General features: G+C 74.5%; 20 protein-coding genes. 14 read left to right on the plus strand and 6 right to left on the minus strand.

Going from position 1 to position 20529, the window contains the following annotated elements; translation table 11 throughout:
• Positions 1–20: 20 nt before the first annotated feature.
• The 5 genes from ABD223_RS18215 to ABD223_RS18235 all read right to left on the minus strand — a co-directional run bounded on the left by ABD223_RS18215 (position 21) and on the right by ABD223_RS18235 (position 4589).
• Positions 21–1433 carry a PepSY-associated TM helix domain-containing protein gene (locus ABD223_RS18215; protein ID WP_344037459.1) on the minus strand — a complete coding sequence of 471 codons (1413 nt, stop codon included), beginning with the start codon at positions 1431–1433 and terminating at the stop codon, positions 21–23.
• Positions 1434–1652: 219 nt separating this feature from the next.
• Entirely contained in the window at positions 1653–2873 is a 1221-nt protein-coding gene (locus ABD223_RS18220) for a serine hydrolase domain-containing protein (protein ID WP_344037460.1), read from the minus strand.
• 26 nt (positions 2874–2899) lie between these two features.
• On the minus strand, positions 2900–3664 hold the full coding sequence (locus ABD223_RS18225) for an ABC transporter permease (protein ID WP_344037461.1): 765 nt from the start codon (positions 3662–3664) through the stop codon (positions 2900–2902).
• Positions 3661–4452, minus strand: coding sequence for an ABC transporter ATP-binding protein (locus tag ABD223_RS18230; protein ID WP_344037462.1), 792 nt, complete (start codon positions 4450–4452; stop codon positions 3661–3663). The genes ABD223_RS18225 and ABD223_RS18230 overlap by 4 nt, the downstream gene beginning before the upstream one ends.
• Positions 4449–4589 (minus strand): hypothetical protein, encoded by a 141-nt coding sequence (locus ABD223_RS18235; protein WP_344037463.1) that lies wholly within the window; start codon positions 4587–4589, stop codon positions 4449–4451. Before ABD223_RS18235 ends, ABD223_RS18230 begins: the two co-directional genes overlap by 4 nt.
• Before the next feature lie 528 nt (positions 4590–5117).
• Between ABD223_RS18235 and ABD223_RS18240 the strand changes: the two genes are divergently transcribed.
• The 3 genes from ABD223_RS18240 to ABD223_RS18250 all read left to right on the plus strand — a co-directional run bounded on the left by ABD223_RS18240 (position 5118) and on the right by ABD223_RS18250 (position 6811).
• On the plus strand, positions 5118–5705 hold the full coding sequence (locus ABD223_RS18240; protein ID WP_344037464.1) for a class I SAM-dependent methyltransferase: 588 nt from the start codon (positions 5118–5120) through the stop codon (positions 5703–5705).
• An 82-nt stretch (positions 5706–5787) separates the two neighbouring features.
• A complete protein-coding gene (locus ABD223_RS18245) occupies positions 5788–6396 on the plus strand; it encodes a restriction endonuclease (RefSeq protein WP_344037465.1) in 609 nt (202 codons plus the stop codon).
• Positions 6397–6427: 31 nt separating this feature from the next.
• On the plus strand, positions 6428–6811 hold the full coding sequence (locus ABD223_RS18250; protein WP_344037466.1) for a VOC family protein: 384 nt from the start codon (positions 6428–6430) through the stop codon (positions 6809–6811).
• Between the two features lie 13 nt (positions 6812–6824).
• Here ABD223_RS18250 and ABD223_RS18255 read toward each other — a convergent pair whose 3' ends face one another.
• Positions 6825–7370 carry a CGNR zinc finger domain-containing protein gene (locus tag ABD223_RS18255; RefSeq protein WP_344037467.1) on the minus strand — a complete coding sequence of 182 codons (546 nt, stop codon included), beginning with the start codon at positions 7368–7370 and terminating at the stop codon, positions 6825–6827.
• Positions 7371–7473: 103 nt separating this feature from the next.
• On the opposite strand from ABD223_RS18255, the gene ABD223_RS18260 reads away from it, so the two are divergent.
• The 11 genes from ABD223_RS18260 to ABD223_RS18310 all read left to right on the plus strand — a co-directional run bounded on the left by ABD223_RS18260 (position 7474) and on the right by ABD223_RS18310 (position 20526).
• Entirely contained in the window at positions 7474–8727 is a 1254-nt protein-coding gene (locus ABD223_RS18260; protein WP_344037468.1) for an MFS transporter, read from the plus strand.
• Between the two features lie 300 nt (positions 8728–9027).
• Positions 9028–9255, plus strand: a complete 228-nt coding sequence (locus tag ABD223_RS18265) for a phosphopantetheine-binding protein (RefSeq protein WP_344037469.1) — start codon at positions 9028–9030, stop codon at positions 9253–9255.
• A complete protein-coding gene (locus ABD223_RS18270) occupies positions 9252–12371 on the plus strand; it encodes a non-ribosomal peptide synthetase (protein ID WP_344037470.1) in 3120 nt (1039 codons plus the stop codon). Before ABD223_RS18265 ends, ABD223_RS18270 begins: the two co-directional genes overlap by 4 nt.
• Positions 12368–13030, plus strand: coding sequence for an alpha/beta fold hydrolase (locus ABD223_RS18275; RefSeq protein ID WP_344037471.1), 663 nt, complete (start codon positions 12368–12370; stop codon positions 13028–13030). The genes ABD223_RS18270 and ABD223_RS18275 overlap by 4 nt, the downstream gene beginning before the upstream one ends.
• Entirely contained in the window at positions 13023–13763 is a 741-nt protein-coding gene (locus ABD223_RS18280) for an SDR family NAD(P)-dependent oxidoreductase (protein ID WP_344037472.1), read from the plus strand. The genes ABD223_RS18275 and ABD223_RS18280 overlap by 8 nt, the downstream gene beginning before the upstream one ends.
• 7 nt (positions 13764–13770) lie before the next feature.
• Positions 13771–15027 (plus strand): glutamate-5-semialdehyde dehydrogenase, encoded by a 1257-nt coding sequence (locus ABD223_RS18285; RefSeq protein WP_344037473.1) that lies wholly within the window; start codon positions 13771–13773, stop codon positions 15025–15027.
• On the plus strand, positions 15027–15308 hold the full coding sequence (locus ABD223_RS18290) for an acyl carrier protein (RefSeq protein ID WP_344037474.1): 282 nt from the start codon (positions 15027–15029) through the stop codon (positions 15306–15308). The genes ABD223_RS18285 and ABD223_RS18290 overlap by 1 nt, the downstream gene beginning before the upstream one ends.
• Positions 15305–16618 carry a TrpB-like pyridoxal phosphate-dependent enzyme gene (locus ABD223_RS18295; protein WP_344037475.1) on the plus strand — a complete coding sequence of 438 codons (1314 nt, stop codon included), beginning with the start codon at positions 15305–15307 and terminating at the stop codon, positions 16616–16618. The genes ABD223_RS18290 and ABD223_RS18295 overlap by 4 nt, the downstream gene beginning before the upstream one ends.
• Positions 16615–17688: an acyl carrier protein gene (locus tag ABD223_RS18300; protein ID WP_344037476.1), complete on the plus strand. Its 1074-nt coding sequence runs from the start codon at positions 16615–16617 to the stop codon at positions 17686–17688. The genes ABD223_RS18295 and ABD223_RS18300 overlap by 4 nt, the downstream gene beginning before the upstream one ends.
• Complete coding sequence (locus ABD223_RS18305) at positions 17685–19193, plus strand: class I adenylate-forming enzyme family protein (RefSeq protein ID WP_344037477.1); 1509 nt, start codon at positions 17685–17687, stop codon at positions 19191–19193. The genes ABD223_RS18300 and ABD223_RS18305 overlap by 4 nt, the downstream gene beginning before the upstream one ends.
• Positions 19186–20526 (plus strand): alanine racemase, encoded by a 1341-nt coding sequence (locus ABD223_RS18310; RefSeq protein WP_344037478.1) that lies wholly within the window; start codon positions 19186–19188, stop codon positions 20524–20526. The genes ABD223_RS18305 and ABD223_RS18310 overlap by 8 nt, the downstream gene beginning before the upstream one ends.
• Positions 20527–20529: the final 3 nt, after the last annotated feature.

A 20529-nucleotide genomic window follows, 5' to 3' on the forward strand; every position in this document is an offset into this window, starting at 1 on the left:
GCGGACGACGCGGGACCCGTTCACCCGGCGGCGCGTCGGCGGGCCAGGGCGATGAGCCCGTCGAGGACGAGGAACGCGGCCAGGCTCAGGCCCAGCAGCGGGATCGCCCAGCCGATGGCGATGAGCACGAGCGGCGCGGGGATGACGAACCACAGCGGGAGGTGCTGCCACGCGCCGCGCTTGGGCGGGGAGCCCAGCGGCGCGCGGCGGTCGGCGCGCGTGGGGCGGCGCTGCCACCACATGCGGTAGCCGAGCAGGACCAGGGTCAGGATGCCCGCGGTGAGCAGGACCAGGGCGACCTGGTTGGCCAGGCCGAACAGCACGCCCATGTGGGCCTGGATGCCCAGCGTGGACAGCTTCGCCAACAGCGGCCGGTCGGCGAAGTCCGCGCGGGCGGTCACCGTCGCGGTCGCGGGGTCGACGGCGACCTTGTCCAGGCGGACCGGCCAGGTGTTGTCGGTCTGCGCGGCGGTCCAGGCGGTGCCGGGCGCGGCCGGCGCGCCCAGCTCCAGCGGCCCGTCCAGGCCCGCGCCGCGGGCGGTGGCGAGCACCCGGTCGAACGTCGCCGGGTCCACCGCGGTCCCCGTCGACCCGGTGCCGTGTTCGCCGTGCCCGTCGGAGCCGGTCGAGCCCGTGGCGCCGCCCAGGCCGGTGTCCAGCGCGGGGGCCTCGGCGTTCAACGCCGCCAACGCCGCACCGAAGTTCGCGCCGGCGTGGTTGGACCAGGTCAGGCCGGTGACTGACAGGAACAGCGCGCCGAGCAGCACCCACACCCCGATGCTCGCGTGCCACGACCGGGTCTTGCGCACGCCCTTCGCGCCGGTTTCCGGCGCCGGCAGCGCCCTCGCGCGGCGGCGGGCCGTGCGCTGCCGGGCGATCCACAGCACCAGCCCGCCCAGCGCGACCACCCACAGCCAGCTAGCCGCCAGCTCGGAGTACAACGCGCCCGTCTCGCCGAGGTGCAGGTTCGCGTGCAGGTTGTCCAGCCACGCCGTGACCGGGGTGGACCCGAACCAGGTGGTCAGCTGCCCGTCGACCTGCGCGGTGTAGGGGTCGACGTACACCGTCCGGGCGTGCTCCGCGGCCAGGCTCGGCAGCGAGAGCACCACCCGCGTGGTGGCGGTCGGGTCGTCCGAGAGCTGCACGGCGGTCACCACGCCGTCCGGCACGGCGGCCTGCGCCGCCGCGACCTGCTCGGCGAGCGGGCGCGGCGCGCCCGTGGCCGAGGACACCTCCAGCAGGTCGCCGTAGAAGACCTCGTCGAACTGCGGCGCGAACGCGTAGAACATGCCCGACAGCGCCGCCACCACCAGGAACGGTCCTACCAGGACACCTGCGTAGAAGTGCAGGCGGCGCAGCAGCGGCACCACCGACACCCGGACCGGGGCGACGTCGTCACCCGGTGGCTCGTGGTCGAGGACAGGAGCGGACACGGAGCACCTCTGGCAGGGAGACGGGAAACACCTGCCCACTGGTCGGACGCGCCCGCCATCCGGTTCCCGGCCCAGTCCTGTCGACCGGATGGTGGGACGGACCGGCCGCCGGGACGACCGGGGCGCGCGACCTCGCGCCGGGCGGACCGCGACCCGTCGGCGCGGTGGGGACCGGTGTCCCCCGACCCGGTCCCCACCGCGCCGCCCGCGTTTTCGTCCTCAGCCGAGGCAGGACCGGACGGCCCGCGCCAGGTTCGTCGCCCTGGGGTCGTCGGGCCGGTAGTTCCAGAGGTTGGTGACGTAACCGAAGCCGACGCGGGCGTCCGGGTCGCCGAAGGCGATGGAGCCGCCGGAGCCGGGGTGGCCGAACGAGCCCGGTCCGAGCATCGGCAGCGGCGGGCAGGACCGCCAGAAGCCCAGTGACATGTTGAAGGACCGGTTGGCCGGGACGTCCAGGCCCGGCGGCAGCCCGTACATCCGGGTCCGGTCGGTCTGGACGGCGGTCATCGCCTCGACGGTCGCCGGGTCGAGCAGCCGCACCCCGTCGACGTCGCTCACCGTGGCCGCGTACATCCGGGCCAGCGATCGCGCGTCGGCCACCATGTTCGCGGCCGGGAACTCCGCCGCCCGCCACTCCCGCGTCCGGAAGTAGCCGGTCGCGGGGTCCAGGGCCCCGCCGAGCACGCCCGCCCGCATCTGGACCGCGTCCGGGCTCCACATGGACCGCACCCACGCGGTGACGGTGTCCGCGTCGAGGCCGGTCGTCGCGATCATCCCGGCGAGCAGCTCCTCCAGGGTGAACGGGGCGGCGTCCTCGAACCCGGCCACCCGCGGCTCGTGCTCCTCGGGCAGGCCGATCCAGGCGCTCAGCCCGAGCGGCGCCGCGACCTCCTCGGCGAAGAACGCGCCGAGCGACCTGCCCGTGATCCGGCGCACGACCTCCCCGACCAGGAACCCGTAGGTGACGGCGTGGTAGCTGTGCCCGGCGCCCGGCTCCCACAGCGGCTCCTGCGCTTCGAGCGCGCGGATCACCGGGTCCCAGGCGCACGCCTGCTCGAACGTCAGCGGGCCGTCCACGACGGGCAGACCAGCCTGGTGCGACAGGAGCAGGCGCACCGGGATCTCCTCCTTGCCCGCTGCCCCGAACTCCGGCCAGTAGCGGGTCACCGGGGCGTCGAGGTCCAGCCGGCCGCGCTGCGCCAGCAGGTGGGCGCAGATCGCGGTGGCGCCCTTGGTCGTCGACGCGACCTGGACGACGGTGTCCCCGGTCCAGGGCCGGTTCGCCTCGCGGTCGGCGAGGCCGCCCCACAGGTCGACGACCGGACGGCCGTCCACGTAGACGCTGCACGCCGCGCCCACCTCGCCGGGTTCGCCCTCGAAGTTCGCCCGGAACGCGTCGGCGACCTTGCCCCAGCCGTCCTCGACTCCTGTGCTGTCCACGTTGTGATCCCTTCCAGGGGTGACGGCTAGGAGGTCTTGCGCCGGTAGGTGGCCGTGGCCAGGACGTAGGCGGCGACGAGGATGCCGACGCACCAGGCGAGGGCGACCCAGAGGTCCGTCCCGACCGGCTGCTCGGCGAACAGGGCGCGGACGGCGTTGACGATGGAGGTCACCGGCTGGTGCTCGGCGAAGGCGCGCACCGGGCCGGGCATGGTGTCGGTGGGCACGAACGCCGAGCTGAGGAACGGCAGGAAGATGAGCGGGTAGGAGAACGCGCTCGCGCCGTCCGGCGTCTTCGCGGTGAGGCCGGGGATGACGGCCAGCCACGTCAGCGCCAGGGTGAACAGCACCAGGACGCCGGTGACCCCGAGCCACGCCGGCACGCCGGCCGACGTGCGGAAGCCCATGAGCAGGGCGACGAGCACGACCACGACGAGCGAGACCAGGTTGGCGACCAGCGAGGTCACCACGTGCGCCCACAGCACGGCCGACCGCGCGATCGGCATGGACTGGAACCGCTCGAAGATGCCGCTCTTGAGGTCCCCGAAGAGCCGGAACGCGGTGTAGGCGGTGCCCGAGGCGATCGTGATGAGCAGGATGCCGGGCAGCATGTACTGCACGTACGAGTCCGAGCCGGTGTCGATCGCGCCGCCGAACACGTAGACGAACATCAGCATCATGCCGATGGGCATGACCGTGGTCGTGATGATGGTGTCCGGGCTGCGCGCGATGTGGCGCAGGGACCGCCCCAGCAGGGCGGCGGTGTCGCCGAAGAAGTGCGCGGTCGTCATCGTTCCCCCTCCTTGGCGCCGACGAGCGAGAGGAAGACGTCCTCCAGGGTCGGCTGCTTCTCGACGTACTCGACCTCGGCGGGCGGGAGCAGCCGCTTCAGCTCGGCCAGGGTGCCGTTCACGATGACCCGCCCCTCGTGGAGGATCGCGATCCGGTCGGCGAGCTGCTCGGCTTCGTCCAGGTACTGCGTGGTGAGCAGCACCGTCGTGCCCCGGGCGGCCAGTTCCTTGACGGCCTGCCACACCTCGATGCGACCTTGGGGGTCGAGCCCGGTGGTCGGCTCGTCGAGGAAGATGACCGGAGGGTCCCCGACCAGGCTCATCGCGATGTCGAGCCGACGGCGCATCCCGCCCGAGTACGTCGCCACCTTCCGCGTTGCCGCGTCGGTCAACGAGAACCGCTCCAGGAGGCCGTCCGCGACCTCACCCGGGTTCCGCAGGTGCCGCAACCGGGCCACCAGCACGAGGTTCTCGCGCCCGCTGAGGATCTCGTCGACGGCGGCGAACTGGCCGGTGAGGCTGATGGACCGCCGCACGTCCGCGGCCTGCGTCGCGGCGTCGAAGCCGTTGACGCCGACCGTGCCCGCGTCGGCCCTGAGCAGCGTGGACAGGATCTTCACGACCGTGGTCTTGCCCGCGCCGTTGGAGCCGAGCAGGGCGAAGATGCTGCCCCGCTCCACGTCGAAGTCCACCCCGCGCAGCACGTGCAGGTCCTTGTAGGACTTCTCCAGATCGCGCACCCGGATCGCCGGGGCCTGGTGCGCCGCCTGCGCCCGTCGAGCGGTCATCGGGACGCCCCCCGGTCCTCGCCGGAGGCGCGCTCGACGGCGGTGACCAGCCGCTGCCGCTCCCGGACGCGCGCCTTGTAGGCCCGCCGGCGCCGCTTGTCACCGATCACCTTCGACGCGAGGTCCGCGATGCCCATGATCATTTGCCCCCTTCACGGAGCTCGTCCAGTCGTCCTGCGAGGAAGCTCCACACGCCCTTGAGCATCTCGGTCACGGTGATCAGGGTCGGCCGCTGCCCTGACGCCGGGCAGTCACGGCGCTGACACGGCCCTGTCGCGGGGTTCGTCGGGGGCGGCCCTGCGAATCCGCTGGTCGTCAGGATCGAGTGCGGAACCGGAGGCGTGTGCCGGCAACGCCCGCTTCCGGCGGACGCCGGTCGGTCTCGACGACCGGCCCCGCGGCGACCGTGCCGACGACGGACCGCCACAGGGCCGCGGCCGGCCCGTTGTCGTGGTCGGTGGACAGCGTCCACACCCCGGGATGCCGGGCGAGCAGGCGTCGGGCGGCTTCGCTGGCCACCCCTCGGCGACGGCAACCGCGCCACGAAGAACTCGGAGACGTTCCACGACCGGTCGTCGTCGAACCGCGCCGGGACCGACCCGGTCCACCCGGTTGCCCGCCCGTGCTCGACGCAACAGCGGCCGAGAGGCCACTAGGGTGACCGCGTGGAACGAGACGCGCGGTTGCTCCACGCCTCTTCGTTCGGCGCGGCGGCGGACGCCTGTGCCGAGCACCGCCCGGACTACGCGCCGGCGGCGGTGCGCTGGGCGCTGGAGGCCGCGCCCGGTCCGCGCGTGCTGGACCTGGGGGCCGGTACCGGCAAGTTGACCGGCACGCTGGTGGCGCTGGGCGCCGACGTCGTCGCGGTCGAGCCCGACCCGGCGATGCTGGGCGGGTTGCGGCGCGCGTTGCCCGCTGTGCGCGCCCTGCCGGGCAGCGCCGAGGCGATACCGCTGCCGGACGGGTCCGTCGACGCCGTGCTGGCGGGCAACGCCCTGCACTGGTTCGACCTGGCCGTGGCCGGTCCCGAGATCGCCAGGGTGTTGACGCCCGGTGGTGTGCTGGCCGGTCTGTGGAACGTCGTGGACGACCGGGCGGGAGGTCGTGCTCGGGCGGATCCGCGCCTTCCTCGCCGGTCGACCGGAGACCGCCGGTGGCGGGTTCACCCTGCCGATGCTGACCGGTGTGCTGCGCGTCCGGCAGGTGTGACAGCCCCGACCGGCGGGAACCGCACCGTGCCACCCCGGTGGTGACGGCTCGGCGCGGATTCACCCGACAAGACCTGTTGCCACCGTCCGGCCCCCACGCACGCTGAACGGGGGACGAGGGGGGACGGTGGCGAAACGGCGCAAGCGCAAGAAGGTGCTGCCGAGGGTCGCGGTGGCCGCCGCCGTGGTCGTGGCGGTGCTGGTGTGGTGGTTCGTCCAGGCGCACCCCGTGCTGTCCGCGGTGATCGCCGGTGCGGGCCTGACCGCGGGGGCGGTGGTGCTGGTGCTGCGGCTGCGCGGGCGTCGCGCCGAGGCGGTGCGCCAGGCCGAGTTGGACCGCGCCGTCGAGTCCACCGACGGCATGAGCGGCTCGGACTTCGAGCAGTGGACCGCCCGGTTGCTGCGCCGGTCGGGGTGCGTGGACGTGGAGGTCGTCGGCGGCGCCGGTGACGCGGGGGCGGACGTGGTGGCCGTCGCGCCCGATGGCGGGCGGGTCGTGGTGCAGTGCAAGCGTTACGCGCCGACCAACAAGGTCGGCAGTGAGGCCGTGCAGCGGTTCTCCGGGACCGCCCGGTACTACCACCGCGCGGACCACCCGCTGATCGTCACCACGTCGACGTTCACCGGGCCGGCCCGGGACGTCGCGGCGCGGGTCGGCATCACCCTGGTGGACCGGCGGCGCCTGGCCGAGTGGGCTCGCGGCGGTGCGGCGCCGATCCTGGTGGACACCGCGTAAGGCGTTGACCGGACCGGTAGCGTCGGCGACCGTGCACCGGAGTCGGCTGTTCGGGATCTTCATCGACGCGCCCGCCGCGCGGGCCGGCGCGGCGGCGGCGTTCTGGTCCTCCGCGCTGGGCGTCGCACCCCGCCCGGTGGCGGGGGAGGAGCAGTTCACCGCCCTGGACGGCGCGGTGCCCGGCCTGGTCCTCGACGTGCAGGCGATCGACGACGGCGCGCCCCGCTACCACGTGGACATCGAGACCGACGACGTGGCGGCGGAGGTCGCCCGCCTGACGGCCCTGGGCGCGGAGCCGGTGTCCCGGTGGCTGGAGTGCCACACGCTGCGCGCGCCGGGCGGTCACCTGCTCTGCGTCGTGCCCGTGCACAGCGACCCGGGGACGTTCGCGGCCCTGGCCCGCACGTGGCCGTGACCCGGGTCGCCGGTCAGCCGACCTCTTCCCGGAGGCGCAGTTCCCGCTGCCGCGCCGAGTAGCGCCGGGACTTCGCGCGGTTGCCGCAGACGCGCATCTTGCACCAGCGCCTGCTGTGGTTGCGCGACACGTCCCAGAAGACCCAGCCGCACACGTCGTCCGCGCACCGCTTCAGCCGCTGCGACTCGCCGGTGGTCACGAGCTCGGACCAGGAGATGGCCAGGCGCGCCAGGGCCCGGTCGGCGGGGGTCAGCCCCGGCGCGGGCACCAGCCCGCCGGCGGTGAGGCTGACGAGCACCGGCAGGCCCGTGAGCACGGCCTCGCCCGCGGCCAGCCCGTCCGGCTGGACCTGGCCGAGCGCGGACCGGACACCGGCGCGCAGGTCGAGCAGCCTGCGGTGGTCCCCGGCCGTCAGCGGCACGGGCTCGTCCACCAGGCCGCGGGCGTGCAGCCAGGCCGCGGCCGATTCGGCGCCGGCCAGGTCGTCGGTCTCGTCCTCCAGGTCGACGGTGTTGGCGAACGACCTGGTGAGATCCGCTGCCGGGGACGGTTCGATCATGTTTCCCACCACCTAACCCGGTTGATGGTTACCCCGGACTCCTCTAGGGTAACCCGGGAGCCAGAACTGACCGGCTAACGCAATAGATGGTTAGGGGGGGCGGATGACGACCACTGACGTGCCCACCGGCGTCGACCGGACCAGCAGCCGCAACACCGCGGTGCTCGTCGCCTTCACCGCCGTCACCAACCTCGCCGACGGCGTGACCAAGGTCGTCCTGCCGCTGATGGCGACCGCCCTGACCAGCTCGCCGCTCCAGATCTCGGCGGTCGGGCTGACGCTCACGCTGCCGTGGCTGCTGGTGGCGCTGCACGTCGGCGTGCTGGTCGACCGGGTCGACCGCCGCGGCCTGCTGTGGGTCGCCAACGGGATGCGCCTGGTGGTGGTCGCCTGCCTGCTGGTCGCGGCGGCCTCGGACACCACCACCCTGCCCATGCTGTACGCGGGCGGCCTGATCCTGGGCGTCGCCGAGGTCATCGCGCTGACGTCGGCGGGCGCGCTCGTGCCCGACGCGGTCGCCCCCGCCGGTCGCGAACGCGCCAACACGTGGGTGGCGGGCGCGGAAACCGTCTGCAACGAGTTCTGCGGCCCCTTCGTGGGCGGCCTGCTGGTGGCGGCGGGCGCGTCGGTGGCCCTGGGCTCCACCGCGGTGGCCTACGTCATCGGCATCGGCGTGCTGGTGTTCCTGGTGGGCAAGTTCCGCGTGGCTCGGGCGGAGGACCGGGGCGGCAGGACGGTCCACAGCGACATCGCCGAAGGGCTGAAGGTGCTGTGGCACAGCCAGGTCCTGCGGCTGATGGCGCTGGTCCTGACCGTGCTGTGCGCGTGCTGGGGCGCGTGGCTCGCGCTGATGCCGCTGATCGCCACGACCACCATGGGCCTCGACGCCCGCGGCTACGGCTTCGTGCTCAGCGCGCTCGGCGTCGGCGGCCTGGTCGGCGCGCTGACCGTCGGCCCGCTCAACCGCCTGCTCGGCCGCCGCACGGTCATGTTCGTCGACATCATCGGCACGCTGGCCATGGTCGCCGTCCCGGTGCTGACCACCAACGCCGTGGCCGTGGCCGCCGCGGCGTTCTTCGGCGGCCTGGGCGGCACGCTGTGGACGGTGAACTCGCGCACGATCACCCAGCTCCTCGTGGAGCAGGAGATGATGGGCCGGTTCAGCGCCGCCCTGAGGCTGTTCAGCTGGGGTGCGATGCCGGTCGGCGCGGCCCTGGTCGGAGTGCTGGCCGAGTGGTTCGGCTTCCGGGTCGCCTTCGCGGTGTTCGCCGTGGCCACCCTCGCGCTCATCGTGCCGTTCCTGCGCACCTTCACCCCGGCCGTGCTGAACCGCATCTACTCCGAGACCGGAGCCTGACCCGCCCACGGGGCAGGCTCTTCCCGGGCCGCGGTCGTGCACCCCCCAGGCGCGACCGCGGCCCCCCTCACCCCGGGCCCCTTTACCGTTCGAGATGTCGGCGGCGCCGACCGCCGGACTTTCCCCGAAGATCGATAAACGCATTCTCGGAATTTATTCCGGCCGCTCCTATTCGACCATCGGCTGTTTCTATGGACACCCCCGAACCGGGCTTGATGGGCCTGCCCGGTGGCAGCATCCTGGCTTCATCGCCTCCGGTGTTCAAGCAGCCACCTGGGAGTTTGGTCGATGGATCCTGCCGTGCACATTTTCGTCGATGACATTGACGCCACAATCCGGCGGTTCGTCCGCGTTCCTTTCACCGATGCCTCGACATTGGCCGAGATCGGGCTCGACTCGCTGACGACGCTGCGCGTCGTGGCCGCGCTCGTGCCCGACGGCGACCGCGAGATCGACCTCGCGGAACTGGCCGACCTCAAGACGCTGGGCCAGTTCCGGGCGTGGGTCGCCGGGCAGGTGACCCGGTGACCGCCACGATCAGCTCCACCCCGGTGACCGAGTCGCAGCTCGGCCTGCTGGTGGTGCACCGCTCGGTCCCCGTCGGGAACCTCTACACCGTGCTGGTCGAGCTGCGGCTCGACCCGACCCGGTCGGCCGCCGACGTGCGCGCCGCGCTCACCGCGGTGCTCAACGCGCAACCCGCGCTGCGCCTGGCCTTCCGCGAGCTGCCCGAGCCCGCCGCCTGGCTGCGAGAGCCGTTCACGCCGCGGGAGGCGCCGCTGCGGCACGTGCCGGTGGACCGCGACTTCGCCGAGCGCACCCGCCGGGAGCTGGCGGAACTGGCCGCCGAGGGCTTCGACCTCGGCGAGGCGCCGCTGCTGCGCGCCGTGCACCTGCGCGCCACCGCGGGCGACGAGTCGGTGCTGCTGATCTCGGTGCACCACACCGTGTTCGACGGGTACTCGCTGCAACCGCTGGTCCGCGACCTCGACGCCGCGCTGGCCGGCGACCTCGACGTGGACGGGGTGCGCCCGGCGCGCGAACGGGCGCTGCTGCGGGAACTCGACGCCCAGGTCAAGGCCGGCGCGGCGGACTCCGTCGAGGAGCAGGCGAAGGCGATCGGCGCGCGGCTGCGCGAGACCACCGCGACCGTGCTCTACCCGCGGCCCAACCGCCCCGCCACCACGGACTTCCGCGGCGCGCGCCGCGAGCTGCCGCTGTCGCCCGAGCGCTCCGCCGCGGTGGACCGCGCGATCACCGCGCTCGGCGTCACGCCCTTCACCTTCTTCTCCGCCGCCTACTCGGCCGTGCTCGCCCGGCACGGCGGCGCCGACCAGGCCGTCTTCGGCAGCCCGCTGATGGCCCGGCGCACCATCGGCTCCCACGACCTGTGCGGCTTCTTCGTCAACACGCTGCCCCTGGTGGTGGACGTGGACTGGGACCGGAGCTTCGCCGAGCACGCGCGCACCGCGGTGGACCGGGAGGTCGACGGCGTGCGGCGCGCGGTCACCGTGCCGTTCAACCGGGTCGTCCGGCACGCCGCACCGGACCGCGGCGGCAACCGCAACCCGCTGTTCTCCGCGATGCTCGCGATGCAGGACTCGACCGGCACCCCGCCCGGCTCGGCCGTGCGCTCCGTGCGCGAGCACGGCACGGGCACCGCGAAGTTCGACCTGTGGCTCGGCGTCACCCCCACCCCGGGCGGCTGGCTGCTGGAGCTGGAGCACGACGTCGCGCTGCTGCCCGAGCCGATCGCCGCCGCCGTCGCGGACTCCCTGCTGCACGCCCTGGACCGGGCCGCCGCGGACCCCTCGACGCCGCTGCGCGACCTGTTCGAGGACGCCTCGGTGGAGGAGGCGCACCGCGCGGACGGGTACTACGGGCAACCGCCGTGCGCCGACCTGGACGGCTGGCTGGCGCGCGTCGCCGCCGGGCGACCGGACGCCGTCGCGGTCGAGGAGGAGGGCCGCGCCCTCACCTACGCCGAGCTGGCCCGCGAGGTCGCCGCCGTCGCTACCGGGCTGCGCGGGCGCGGCGTCGAGCCGGGTCGGGTCGTCGGCCTGACCACGACCACCCTCGTGGACACCGTCGTCGCGATGCTGGCCGTGCTGCGGCTGCGCGCCACGTTCCTGCCGCTGGACCTCGCGCTGCCCGCCGAGCGGCTGGCCCACATGGTCGGCAAGGCCGACTGCCGGATCGCCGTCGGCGGGGGAGACCCGGGCGTGCCGGTGCACCCCGTGGCCGAGCTGCGCGCCGCCGGCGAGGCAGGGGGTGAAGCAGGCGACGCCGCGAACGACGTCGGCGAACCGTCCGAAGAGGACGGTGTCTACGTCATGTTCACCTCGGGCTCGACCGGCAACCCCAAGGGCGTCCTGATGCACAACCGCCCGCTGGTCAACCTGACCGCGTGGCAGCTCGCCGCGCTCGACATGGACGAGGGCACCCGGTTCCTCCAGTACGCGCCGCTCGGGTTCGACGTGTCCTTCCAGGAGATCGTGCCGACGCTGGCCGCGGGCGGCACGGTGGTCTCCCGAGAACCCGCCGACCGGCGGGACGTCCCGGCCGTGGTGCAGCGCGTGCTCGACACCGCGGTCACCCACGTCTACCTGCCCGTGGCGGCGCTGCGACCGTTCGTCCAGGCCGCCGAGGGGCTGCGGTTCGAGCACCTGAAATACGTGTGCGTCTCCGGCGAGCAGCTCACCGTCAACGACGTGGTGCGCGACTTCTTCGCCCGGCACCCCGGCGTTCGGCTGGTCAACCTCTACGGCCCGACCGAGACGCACGCGGTGACCACGCACCGGCTGTCCGCCGAGGACTCGCACTGGCCCTCGCACGTGCCGATCGGCGTGCCGCTGACCGGCGTGACCGCCCAGGTGGTCGACCGCACCGGCCACCTCGCGCCGCGCGGCGTCGTCGGCGAGCTGCTGCTGGGCGGGGACTGCCCGGCCCGCGGCTACGTCAACGAACCGGAGCGCACCGCCGAGCGGTTCGTCCCCGACCCGCGCGGCACGACCCGCTACCGCACCGGCGACCAGGTGCTGTGGGACGCCGACGGCGTGCTGGTCTTCCTCGGCCGCGACGACCACCAGGTGAAGATCCGCGGCTACCGCGTCGAACTCGGCGAGGTCGAGGTCGTCGCCCAGCAGCACCCCGGGGTGCGCCGGGCGGTGGCCGTCGCGCGCGGCGACGGCGCGGACCGCCACCTGGTGCTGTTCGTCCAGGCCGACGAACCCGACCTGGAGGCCCTCCGCCGCCGGCTGACCGACGCGCTGCCGCCGTACATGGTGCCGCTGCGCACCTTCACCGTCGCCGAGGTGCCCCTGACCGGCAACGGCAAGGTCGACCGCGCCGCCCTGCTGCGGCAGGCGGACGCGCTGGTCGACGAGCAGCGGGCGGACGAGGCCGGGCGCACCACGACCGACGACCCGCTGGAGGCGGGGCTCCAGGCCCTGTGGGCGGAGCTGCTCGACCACCCCGCGCCCCCGCTCGACCGCTCGCTGCTGGAGCTCGGCGCGCACTCGCTCAACGCGCTGGTCGCGCTCAGCCGCGTGGAGCAGGAGCACGGCGTGCGCGTCCCGATCCTCGACTTCTTCCGCGACCCCACCGTGGCCGCGCTGGCCGAGCTGGTCCGGGAGCGCCGATGACCACCGCGCGCGGAGCGGACCTGCTGGTGGAGCTGGCCGCGGGCGACGGCGCGCCCACCCTGCTGCTGCACGCGGCGGGCGGCGGCATCGGACCGTACCTCGGCATCGCCGCCGAACTGGCCGCGCGCGGCCCGGTGCGCGCGGTCCGCGCCGCCGGCCTGCTGCCGGGCGAGGAGCCCGACGACGACCTGACCGCGATGGTCGACCGCTACGCGGCCCTCGTCGACGAGCCGCCCGCCCTGCTGTTCGGCTGGTCCATGGGCGGCGTGCTGGCCTGGGAGCTGGCCGCCAGGTTCGCCGGGCGGGGCGCCCGGCCCGCCGTGGTCATGGTGGACAGCACCGCCGACCCGGAACCGGTGGACGACCGGCTGCGCGAGCGGGTCGTGGCCTCCGCCGGGTTCGCGCCCACCGCCGCCGACCGGGACCGCGTCGCCGCCGTCACCGACGCCCACCTGCGGGCGGTCGACCGGCACCGCGTGCGCGCCCGCTACGACGGACCGGCGCTGCTGGTCCGCTGCCCCGACAACACCGACACCCGGTGGCCCGAGCTGGCGCCCCGCCTGCGGACCAGGCGCCTGGACTGCGGCCACTTCGACGTCTTCGCACCCGACCACCTGCCCACCCTCGTCGCGCACACCAAGGAGTTCCTCGATGACTGACCGGCTCGCCGTGGTCAGCGGCGGCACCAGGGGCATCGGCCTGACCCTGACCACCCGCCTGGTCAAGCTCGGGTACCGCGTCGTGGCGCTGTACCGGGGCGACGCGGACGCCGCGGCGCGACTGGTGGCCGAGCACGGCGACCGGGTGGCCGCGGACCGGGTCGACGTCGCCGACCCGGCGGCGGTGACCGCGTGGGCCGAACGGCTGCTCGCCGCGCACGGCACGCCCGAGGTGCTGGTGAACAACGCCGGCGTCAACGTCGACCGGCCCTTCCTGGAGATGACGGAGGAGGACTGGTCCACCGTCCTCGGCACCAACCTGTCCGGCCCGTTCCGGCTGACCAGGGCGCTGGCGCCGGCCATGCTCGCGGCCGGCTCCGGGAACGTGGTCAACGTCGGCGCCACGACCGGCATCCGCCCCCGGCTCAACGGCGTCAACTACTGCGCCAGCAAGGCCGGGCTGCTCCAGCTCACCAAGTGCCTCGCGCTGGAGCTGGCCCCGGCCGTGCGGGTGAACTGCCTGATCCCCGGCATGACCGACACCGAAGAGCTGCGGACCCGGTTCCGGCTCGACGACCCCGACCGGCTGGCCGCGGTGCTGGCCGAGATCCCCCAACGACGCATCGGTTCCACCGACGACATCGCCGACGCCCTGGAGTTCCTGGTCAGCCCGCAGAGCGGCTACCTGACGGGCCAGAAGCTGATCGTCGACGGCGGCCAGTTCATGTGGTGAGGAGATCATGACCGAGCAGTTGCTGAGTTCCGCGCGCGCCGCGCTGCACGCGGCGCCACCGGTCGGCGACGCGGCCTACCGCCGCTACTGCGGTGCGCTCGCCGAACACCTGACCAGCTCGTGGCCCCTGGTGCTCAAGGCCAACGAGGAGGACGTCGCAGCGGCCCGACGGCGGGGGCTCCCACCCGTGCTGGTGGAGCGGTTGCGGCTCACCGAGGACCACCTCGACGGCCTGCTGCGGCTGATCGACGCGGTCACCGCCGAGCTGGGCCCGGCCACCACGCCCGCGCCGCCGGTCCCGATCGGCGACTGGGGCGCGCTGCGCAAGGTGCCCAAGCCGCTGGGCGTGGTGTTCATGGTCTACGAGGCCCGCCCGACCGTCACCGTCGAGGGCGCGCTGATCCCGGTGGTCGTCGGCAACAGCGTGCTGCTGCGCGGCGGCAAGGAGATGGCCGCCACCGACGCCGCCCTGGCCACCGCCGTGCACGAGGCCCTGGTCTCCGCCGGGCTCCCGGCCGGGCTGGTCACGGTGATCGAGGACCCGGACCGCTCCGTGCTCCGGGCGCTGCTGCGCCGGCCGGACGCGGTGGACGTGCTGGTGCCGCGCGGCAGCCCCGCGCTGATCGACTTCTGCCGCTCGGCGGGCTCCATCCCGGTCATCGCCAGCGGCGGCGGCGTCAACCACCTCTACGTGCACGGCAGCGCGGACCTCGCGCGGGCCGCCGAGATCGCCCTGGACAGCAAGCTCGCCGAGCCCTCCGCGTGCAACACCCTGGAGCTGGTGCTCGTCGACGAGCACGTGGCCGAGGACTTCGTGGAGGAGGTCGTCCGCACCGGCGCCGACGTCACCCTCAAGCTCGGCGGCGGGCTCAAGGCACGACCGGGCGGCGGCGTGCGGATCGCCGAGCTGGCGGCGCACGACCTCGGCCGCGAGTTCCTGGAGCCGACCATCGGCGTGCTGCCGGTGCCCGACGTGGACGCCGCCGTCGAGCACGTCCGCCGCTACGGGTCGGCGCACACCGAGGGCGTGGTGAGCGCCGACGACGCCGCGATCGAGCGGTTCACCCGCGGCGTGGACGCCGCCGCGATCGTGGTGAACGGCTCGCTGCGGCTGCACGACGGCCCGACCCTCGGGCTGGGCTCCGAGATCTCCATCAGCACCGGCCGGCTGCACGTGCGCGGCCCGGTGACCGTCTCAGCGCTGCTCACCCACACCTGGGTCGTCGAGGCCCGCGGTGCGCTGCGCGCCGAAAGGGGGAACTGATGTCCGTCGAGGCACTGGACCGCGTGACCGTCACCCGCGCGGTCAAGACCGTCGTGATCGCCGAGTCGCGGCTGTCGATCGACCCCGACGCGGTCTCCGGCGACGAGCCGTTGAACGGCGAGCTGCTGCGGGTCAACTCGTTCGGCTTCGTCGGGATGCTCGTGCGGCTGGAGGACGACCTGGGCGTGACGCTGCCCGACGACCTGTTCGTCGGCCGCACCTTCACCACCGTCGACGACCTCGTGGCCGTCGTGCTCGACGCGGTGGAGGCGGCGCGATGACCGAACTGCCCACGAGCTGGCGCAGCGTGCTGCCCCACCTCACCACCCCGCTGCCCGAGGACCGCTCCCCGGACCGCGCCGCCGGCGGCGGCATCGGCGTCAACCTGCCGATGGAGCTGGTGCGCCAGAGCATCCAGCCGCGCGAGTACTGGCAGATCCCCGACGAGGTGCTGGACGCCTACCGCAAGTTCCGGCCGACCCCGCTGTGGCGGGCCACGGGCTTCGAGGAGGCGGTCGGCGCGAAGGTGCCGGTCTACGTCAAGTACGAGGGCGGCAACATCTCCGGCAGCCACAAGCTCAACACCGCGCTGGCCCAGGCCTACTACTACAAGCGCGCCGGGGTGGCGGAGCTGGTCACCGGCACCGGCGCGGGCCAGTGGGGCACCGCCCTGGCCGCCGCCTGCGCCCTGTTCGGCCTGCGCTGCACGGTGTTCATGGTCGGGTCGAGCCTGGCCCGCAAGCCCTACCGCGGCGTGCTGATGCGGATGCTCGGCGCGGAGGTGCTGGCCAGCCCGACCGGCACGACCAGGGTCTCCCGCGAGACGGAGGGGCAGGGCAACAGCCTGTCGCTGGCCATCGGCGAGGCCGTGGAGTACGCCGCCGGCAAGGAGGGCGCCGCGTTCTGCATCGGCAGCGGCGAGACCTACAGCATCCTGCACCAGTCGGTGATCGGCGTCGAGGCGATCGCGCAGCTCGCGGAGCTGGAGGCCGACGTGGACGCGGTGGTCGGCTGCGTCGGCGCGGGCTCCAACTTCGGCGGCATCGCGCTGCCGTTCCACGCCGAGGCCGCCGCCGGCGGGACCCGGCCGCCCCGGCTCGTCGCCGCGGAGTCCAGCTCCACGCCCAAGCTGACCCGGGGCGTGTACGCCTATGACCAGACCGACGCCACCGGCACCGGCCCGCTGGAGGCCATGTACACCATCGGCAGCTCCTACTCGATCCCCGACTCGCACTCGGCGGGCCTGCGCTACCACGGCGCGGCCAAGCTGGTCTCCGCGATGCGGCACGCGGGCCAGGTCGACGCCGTCGCGGTCGACCAGGTCGAGGCGCTGGAGGCGGGCCGCCGCTTCACCGTGCGCGAAACGGTGCTGCCCGCGCCGGAGTCCGGGCACGCGCTGGCCGCCGCGGCGCGGCTCGCGGCCGACGGCGCCGAGCGCGGCGTGCTGGTCTGCGTCAGCGGCCACGGCTACCTGGACCTGGCGGCGTACCAGCAGCTGCTGGACGGCGAGCTGAGCGACCAGGCCCCGGCGGAGGAAGCGCTGCTGGCGGCGGTGTCCGGGCTGCCGCGCGTGGAAGGGGCGCGGGTGTGACCGCCTCGACCGACGTCGTCGTGCGCGCCGAGCTGCTGGACTGCGTGCAGGCCAACCTGGCGCTGCTGGCCGACCGCCGGCACGGCCCGGGGCGGCACCTCGCGCTCGGCGCGCGGCTGCGGTTCGCGCCCGTGCCCGGCCCGGACGGGCTGCCCACCGTGGAACCGACCCTCGACGACCACCTGCGCGACGCGCGCCACCTGCTCGGCCTGGCCGTGGTCGACCGGTGGCACGCCACCACGTCGGCGGACCTGCCGCGGGACCCGGTGTACGTGGTCGCGGACGCGTTCCACCTGCCGTGGGTGCCCTACCGCGGGCACCGGCACATGGACCACAGCTTCCTGGTGGAGGCCGGGCCGGGCGGCTTCACCGTGCACGACGCCTACCACAACGACACCCAGTGGGGCCCGGCCCGACCGGGCCGCTGGGAGCTGACCGCGGCGGAGCTGTCGGCCGCCGTCCCGGACGGCGCGCGGGTGTTCCGGTTCGAACCGGTGGACCGGCCCGCCGAGGTCCGGCCGCGGCAGGACCACGCCCAACCGGACGTCGTGGACGCCTACGCGCGGGCCTACCGGGAGCACCCGGACCGGGTGGCCGCGCTGGACCGGCTGACCCTGGAGACGTGGCTGCTGGCCAGGTCCCGGCGGCTGCACGCGGCGTGCCACGACGAGCCCGGGGCGTTCGAGGAGCACGTCCGGCAGTGGGAGGCGCTGGCCGAGCAGACCTACCTGGCCTACCGCCGGGTGGCGCGCGGCCGACCGGAGCCGCCCGGCGTGCTGCCCCGGCTCGCCGACCTGCTCGCGGCCGACCGGGTCGTGTTCGACGGGCTGCGGCGCGAGATCGCGGCCGTGGTGGCGCGGGTGCTCAACGTCGACCCCGCCGAGGTCCTGGGCGGCGAGCCGTTCCCGTCCTTCCCGTCGTTCTCCTCGTTCCGGGTGGTCGACATCGTCGAGCGCCTGGAGTCCGCCCTCGGCGTCGAGTTCGACGCCGACGACCTGGTGCCGGAGAACCTGCACCGGCTCGACGACCTGTGCCGTCTCGTCTCTCGCTCCTCCGGAGGACCGGAATGACGACCCTGCTGCACGACCTGATCGACGCGGCGGAGCGGAACTGGCCGGACCGGCCCGCGGTGTCCACCGCCACCGACCTGCTCACCCACCGGCAGGTGGCGGAGGGCAGCCGCCGGCTGGCGTCGTGGCTGACCGGCCGGGGCGTGGGCCGGGGCGACCGGGTGGTCCTGGTCGCGCCGTCCGGCACGCTGGTCCCGGTGCTGGTGCACGCCGCCTCGCGGATCGGCGCGGCGTTCACCGTCCTGCACGAGCGGACCCGGGGCCGACCGCTGGAGCACGTGCTCGACGACAGCGAACCCGCCCTGCTGGTCGCGGCCGAGGAGGACGCGCGGGCCGCGGCGCGGTCCCGCGGCGTCCGGGCCGCCACGCCCGAGGAGGTCGGGGCCGCGGCCTTCGCCGACGCGCCGGCTCGCTCCGATGCCCCAGCTCGCTCCGAGGCGCCGGGCCCGCTGGCGGTGGACCCGGTCTGCCTCATCTACACCTCCGGCACCACCTCGCTGCCCAAGGCCGTGGTGAGCACGCACCAGCAGGCCGTGTTCGCGGTCGGCGCGATCCAGTCCCAGCTGGCCTACCGCCCGGACGACGTCGTCTACTGCCCGCTGCCGCTGTCCTTCGACTACGGGCTGTACCAGCTGTTCCTGGGCGCGGCGAGCGGCGCGCACGTGCGGCTGGGGCAGCCGGCCGAGGTGGGGCCGTCCCTGCTGCGCAACCTCGTCGGAGCGCGGGCCACGGTGCTGGCCTCGGTGCCCGCCGTGGCCGAGACGCTGGCCCGGCTGGTCAAGCGCTCCGGTGGCGCGGGCGTGCCGCCGCTGCGGCTGCTGACCAACACCGGCGCGGCCATGCCGGTCGAGCCGCTGACCGCGCTGCGCGCCGCGATCCCCACCCTGCGGGTGCAGCTGATGTACGGCCTCACCGAGTGCAAGCGGGCCGCGATCATGCCGCCGGACGGCGACCTGGAGCGCCCCGGCGCGTCCGGCCGCGCCCTGCCGGGCACCGAGCTGTTCGCGATCGACGCGGACGGCAGGCGACTGCCGCCGGGCGAGATCGGCGAGCTGGTCGTGCGCGGGCCCAACGTGATGGCGGGCTACTGGCGGCGGCCCGAGCTGTCCGCCCAGCGCTTCCACCGCGCCGAGGGGCTCTTCCCGGAGCTGCGGACCGGCGACTACGGCCGGCTCGACGAGGACGGCTACGTGTACTTCGACGGCCGCCGCGACGACATCTACAAGCAGCGCGGCTTCCGGGTCAGCGCGACCGAGGTCGAGGCCGCCGTCCGGCGGGTGCCCGGGGTGGAGTCCGCGGTGGTGCTCCCGCCGGACGGCGACCGGTCCGCGGTGCTGGTGGTCGTCGGGCAGCTCACCGCGGACGAGGTCACCGCGCTGCTGAAGGACGAGATCGAGGAGTTCAAGATCCCCCACCGCTGCGTGGTGGCGCCCTCGCTCCCGCTGACCGGCAACGGGAAGGTCGACCGCAAGGCCCTGCTGCGGGAGGTGACCAGCGGTGTCTGAGGACCAAGCCGTGCCCGAGGCCCGGGCGGTGCCCGAGGACCGGGCCGGGGCCGGGGGCCGGGCCGTGTCGGACAACCGCGCGGTCGCGACCGCGCTGCGCGAGGGCGTGGAGACCCCCGCCTACGTCTACGACCTGGCCGAGGTGCGCGCGAACCTCGCGCGGCTGCGCGCGGCGCTGCCCGAGCGGTCCGGCCTCTACTACTCGCTCAAGGCCAACCCGCACCCGCACGTGCTCGCCGCGCTGCGGGAGGGCGGCGCGCGGGCCGAAGTCTGCTCGCCGGGCGAGCTGGACGCCGCGCTCGCCGCCGGGTGGCCCGCGGGCGCCCTGCTCTACAACGGGCCGGGCAAGCGGGACGCCGACCTCGCCCGCGCCCTGCGCCTGGGCGTGCGGGAGTTCTCCGTCGACTCGCCGCACGCGCTGGACCAGCTGGACGCGGTGGCGCGCGCGGGGTCGGTCCGGGTCCGCTGCCTGCTGCGGATCAACGACGACCAGCCGGAACCGGGCCAGGGCCTGACCATGACGGGCGTCACCTCGCAGTTCGGCGCGGACGTCGGCTGGGTGCTCGCCGAGCCCGCGCGCTTCGGCGACCGGGACCACGTCGAGGTGGTCGGCCTGCACCTCTACATGGGCACCAACCTGGTGGGCGTCGACGAGCTGCTCGCCCAGTTCGGCCGCAGCCTGGCCACCGCGGCGAAGCTGCGCGCCGAGGGCTTCCGGGTCGACGTGCTCGACCTGGGCGGCGGGTTCGGCGCGCCGTTCGGCAAGGAGGGCGGCGCGGTCGACCTGACCGGGCTGCGCGGGGGCCTGCACGACCTGCTCGACGAGCACGCGCCCGGCTGGCGGGGTGGCGCGCCGGAGGTCGTCTTCGAGTCCGGCCGCTACCTCGTCGGCACCGCCGGGTCGCTGGTGACCGCCGTGCTCGACGTGAAGCGGTCGCACGGCCGCGACGTCGTCGTGCTGGAGTCGGGCATCAACCACCTGGGCGGCATGGCCGGGCTGCGCCGCCTGCCACCGCTCAACCCCGCGCTGGTCCACCTGGCGGGGAACGCGACGGCGGGGGACACGACGGCGGGTGACGAAACGGCGGGGCCGACCGTCGTGGCCGGACCGCTGTGCACGCCGCTGGACACCTGGTCGCGCACCGCGCGGCTGCCGCGGCTGCGGCCGGGCGACCTGCTCGCCGTGCCGAACGTCGGCGCCTACGGCCTGTACGCCTCCCTGGTCGCCTTCCTCGGCCAACCCTGCCCGGTGGAGGCCGTGGTGGACGGCGACCGGCTGGTCCACGCCTCCCGCCTCGAACTGACCCGAGTTCCGACCCGACCCGAGTCCTGAACC

It is taken from the genome of Saccharothrix xinjiangensis, from assembly GCF_039527585.1.
Classification (GTDB): domain Bacteria; phylum Actinomycetota; class Actinomycetes; order Mycobacteriales; family Pseudonocardiaceae; genus Actinosynnema; species Actinosynnema xinjiangensis.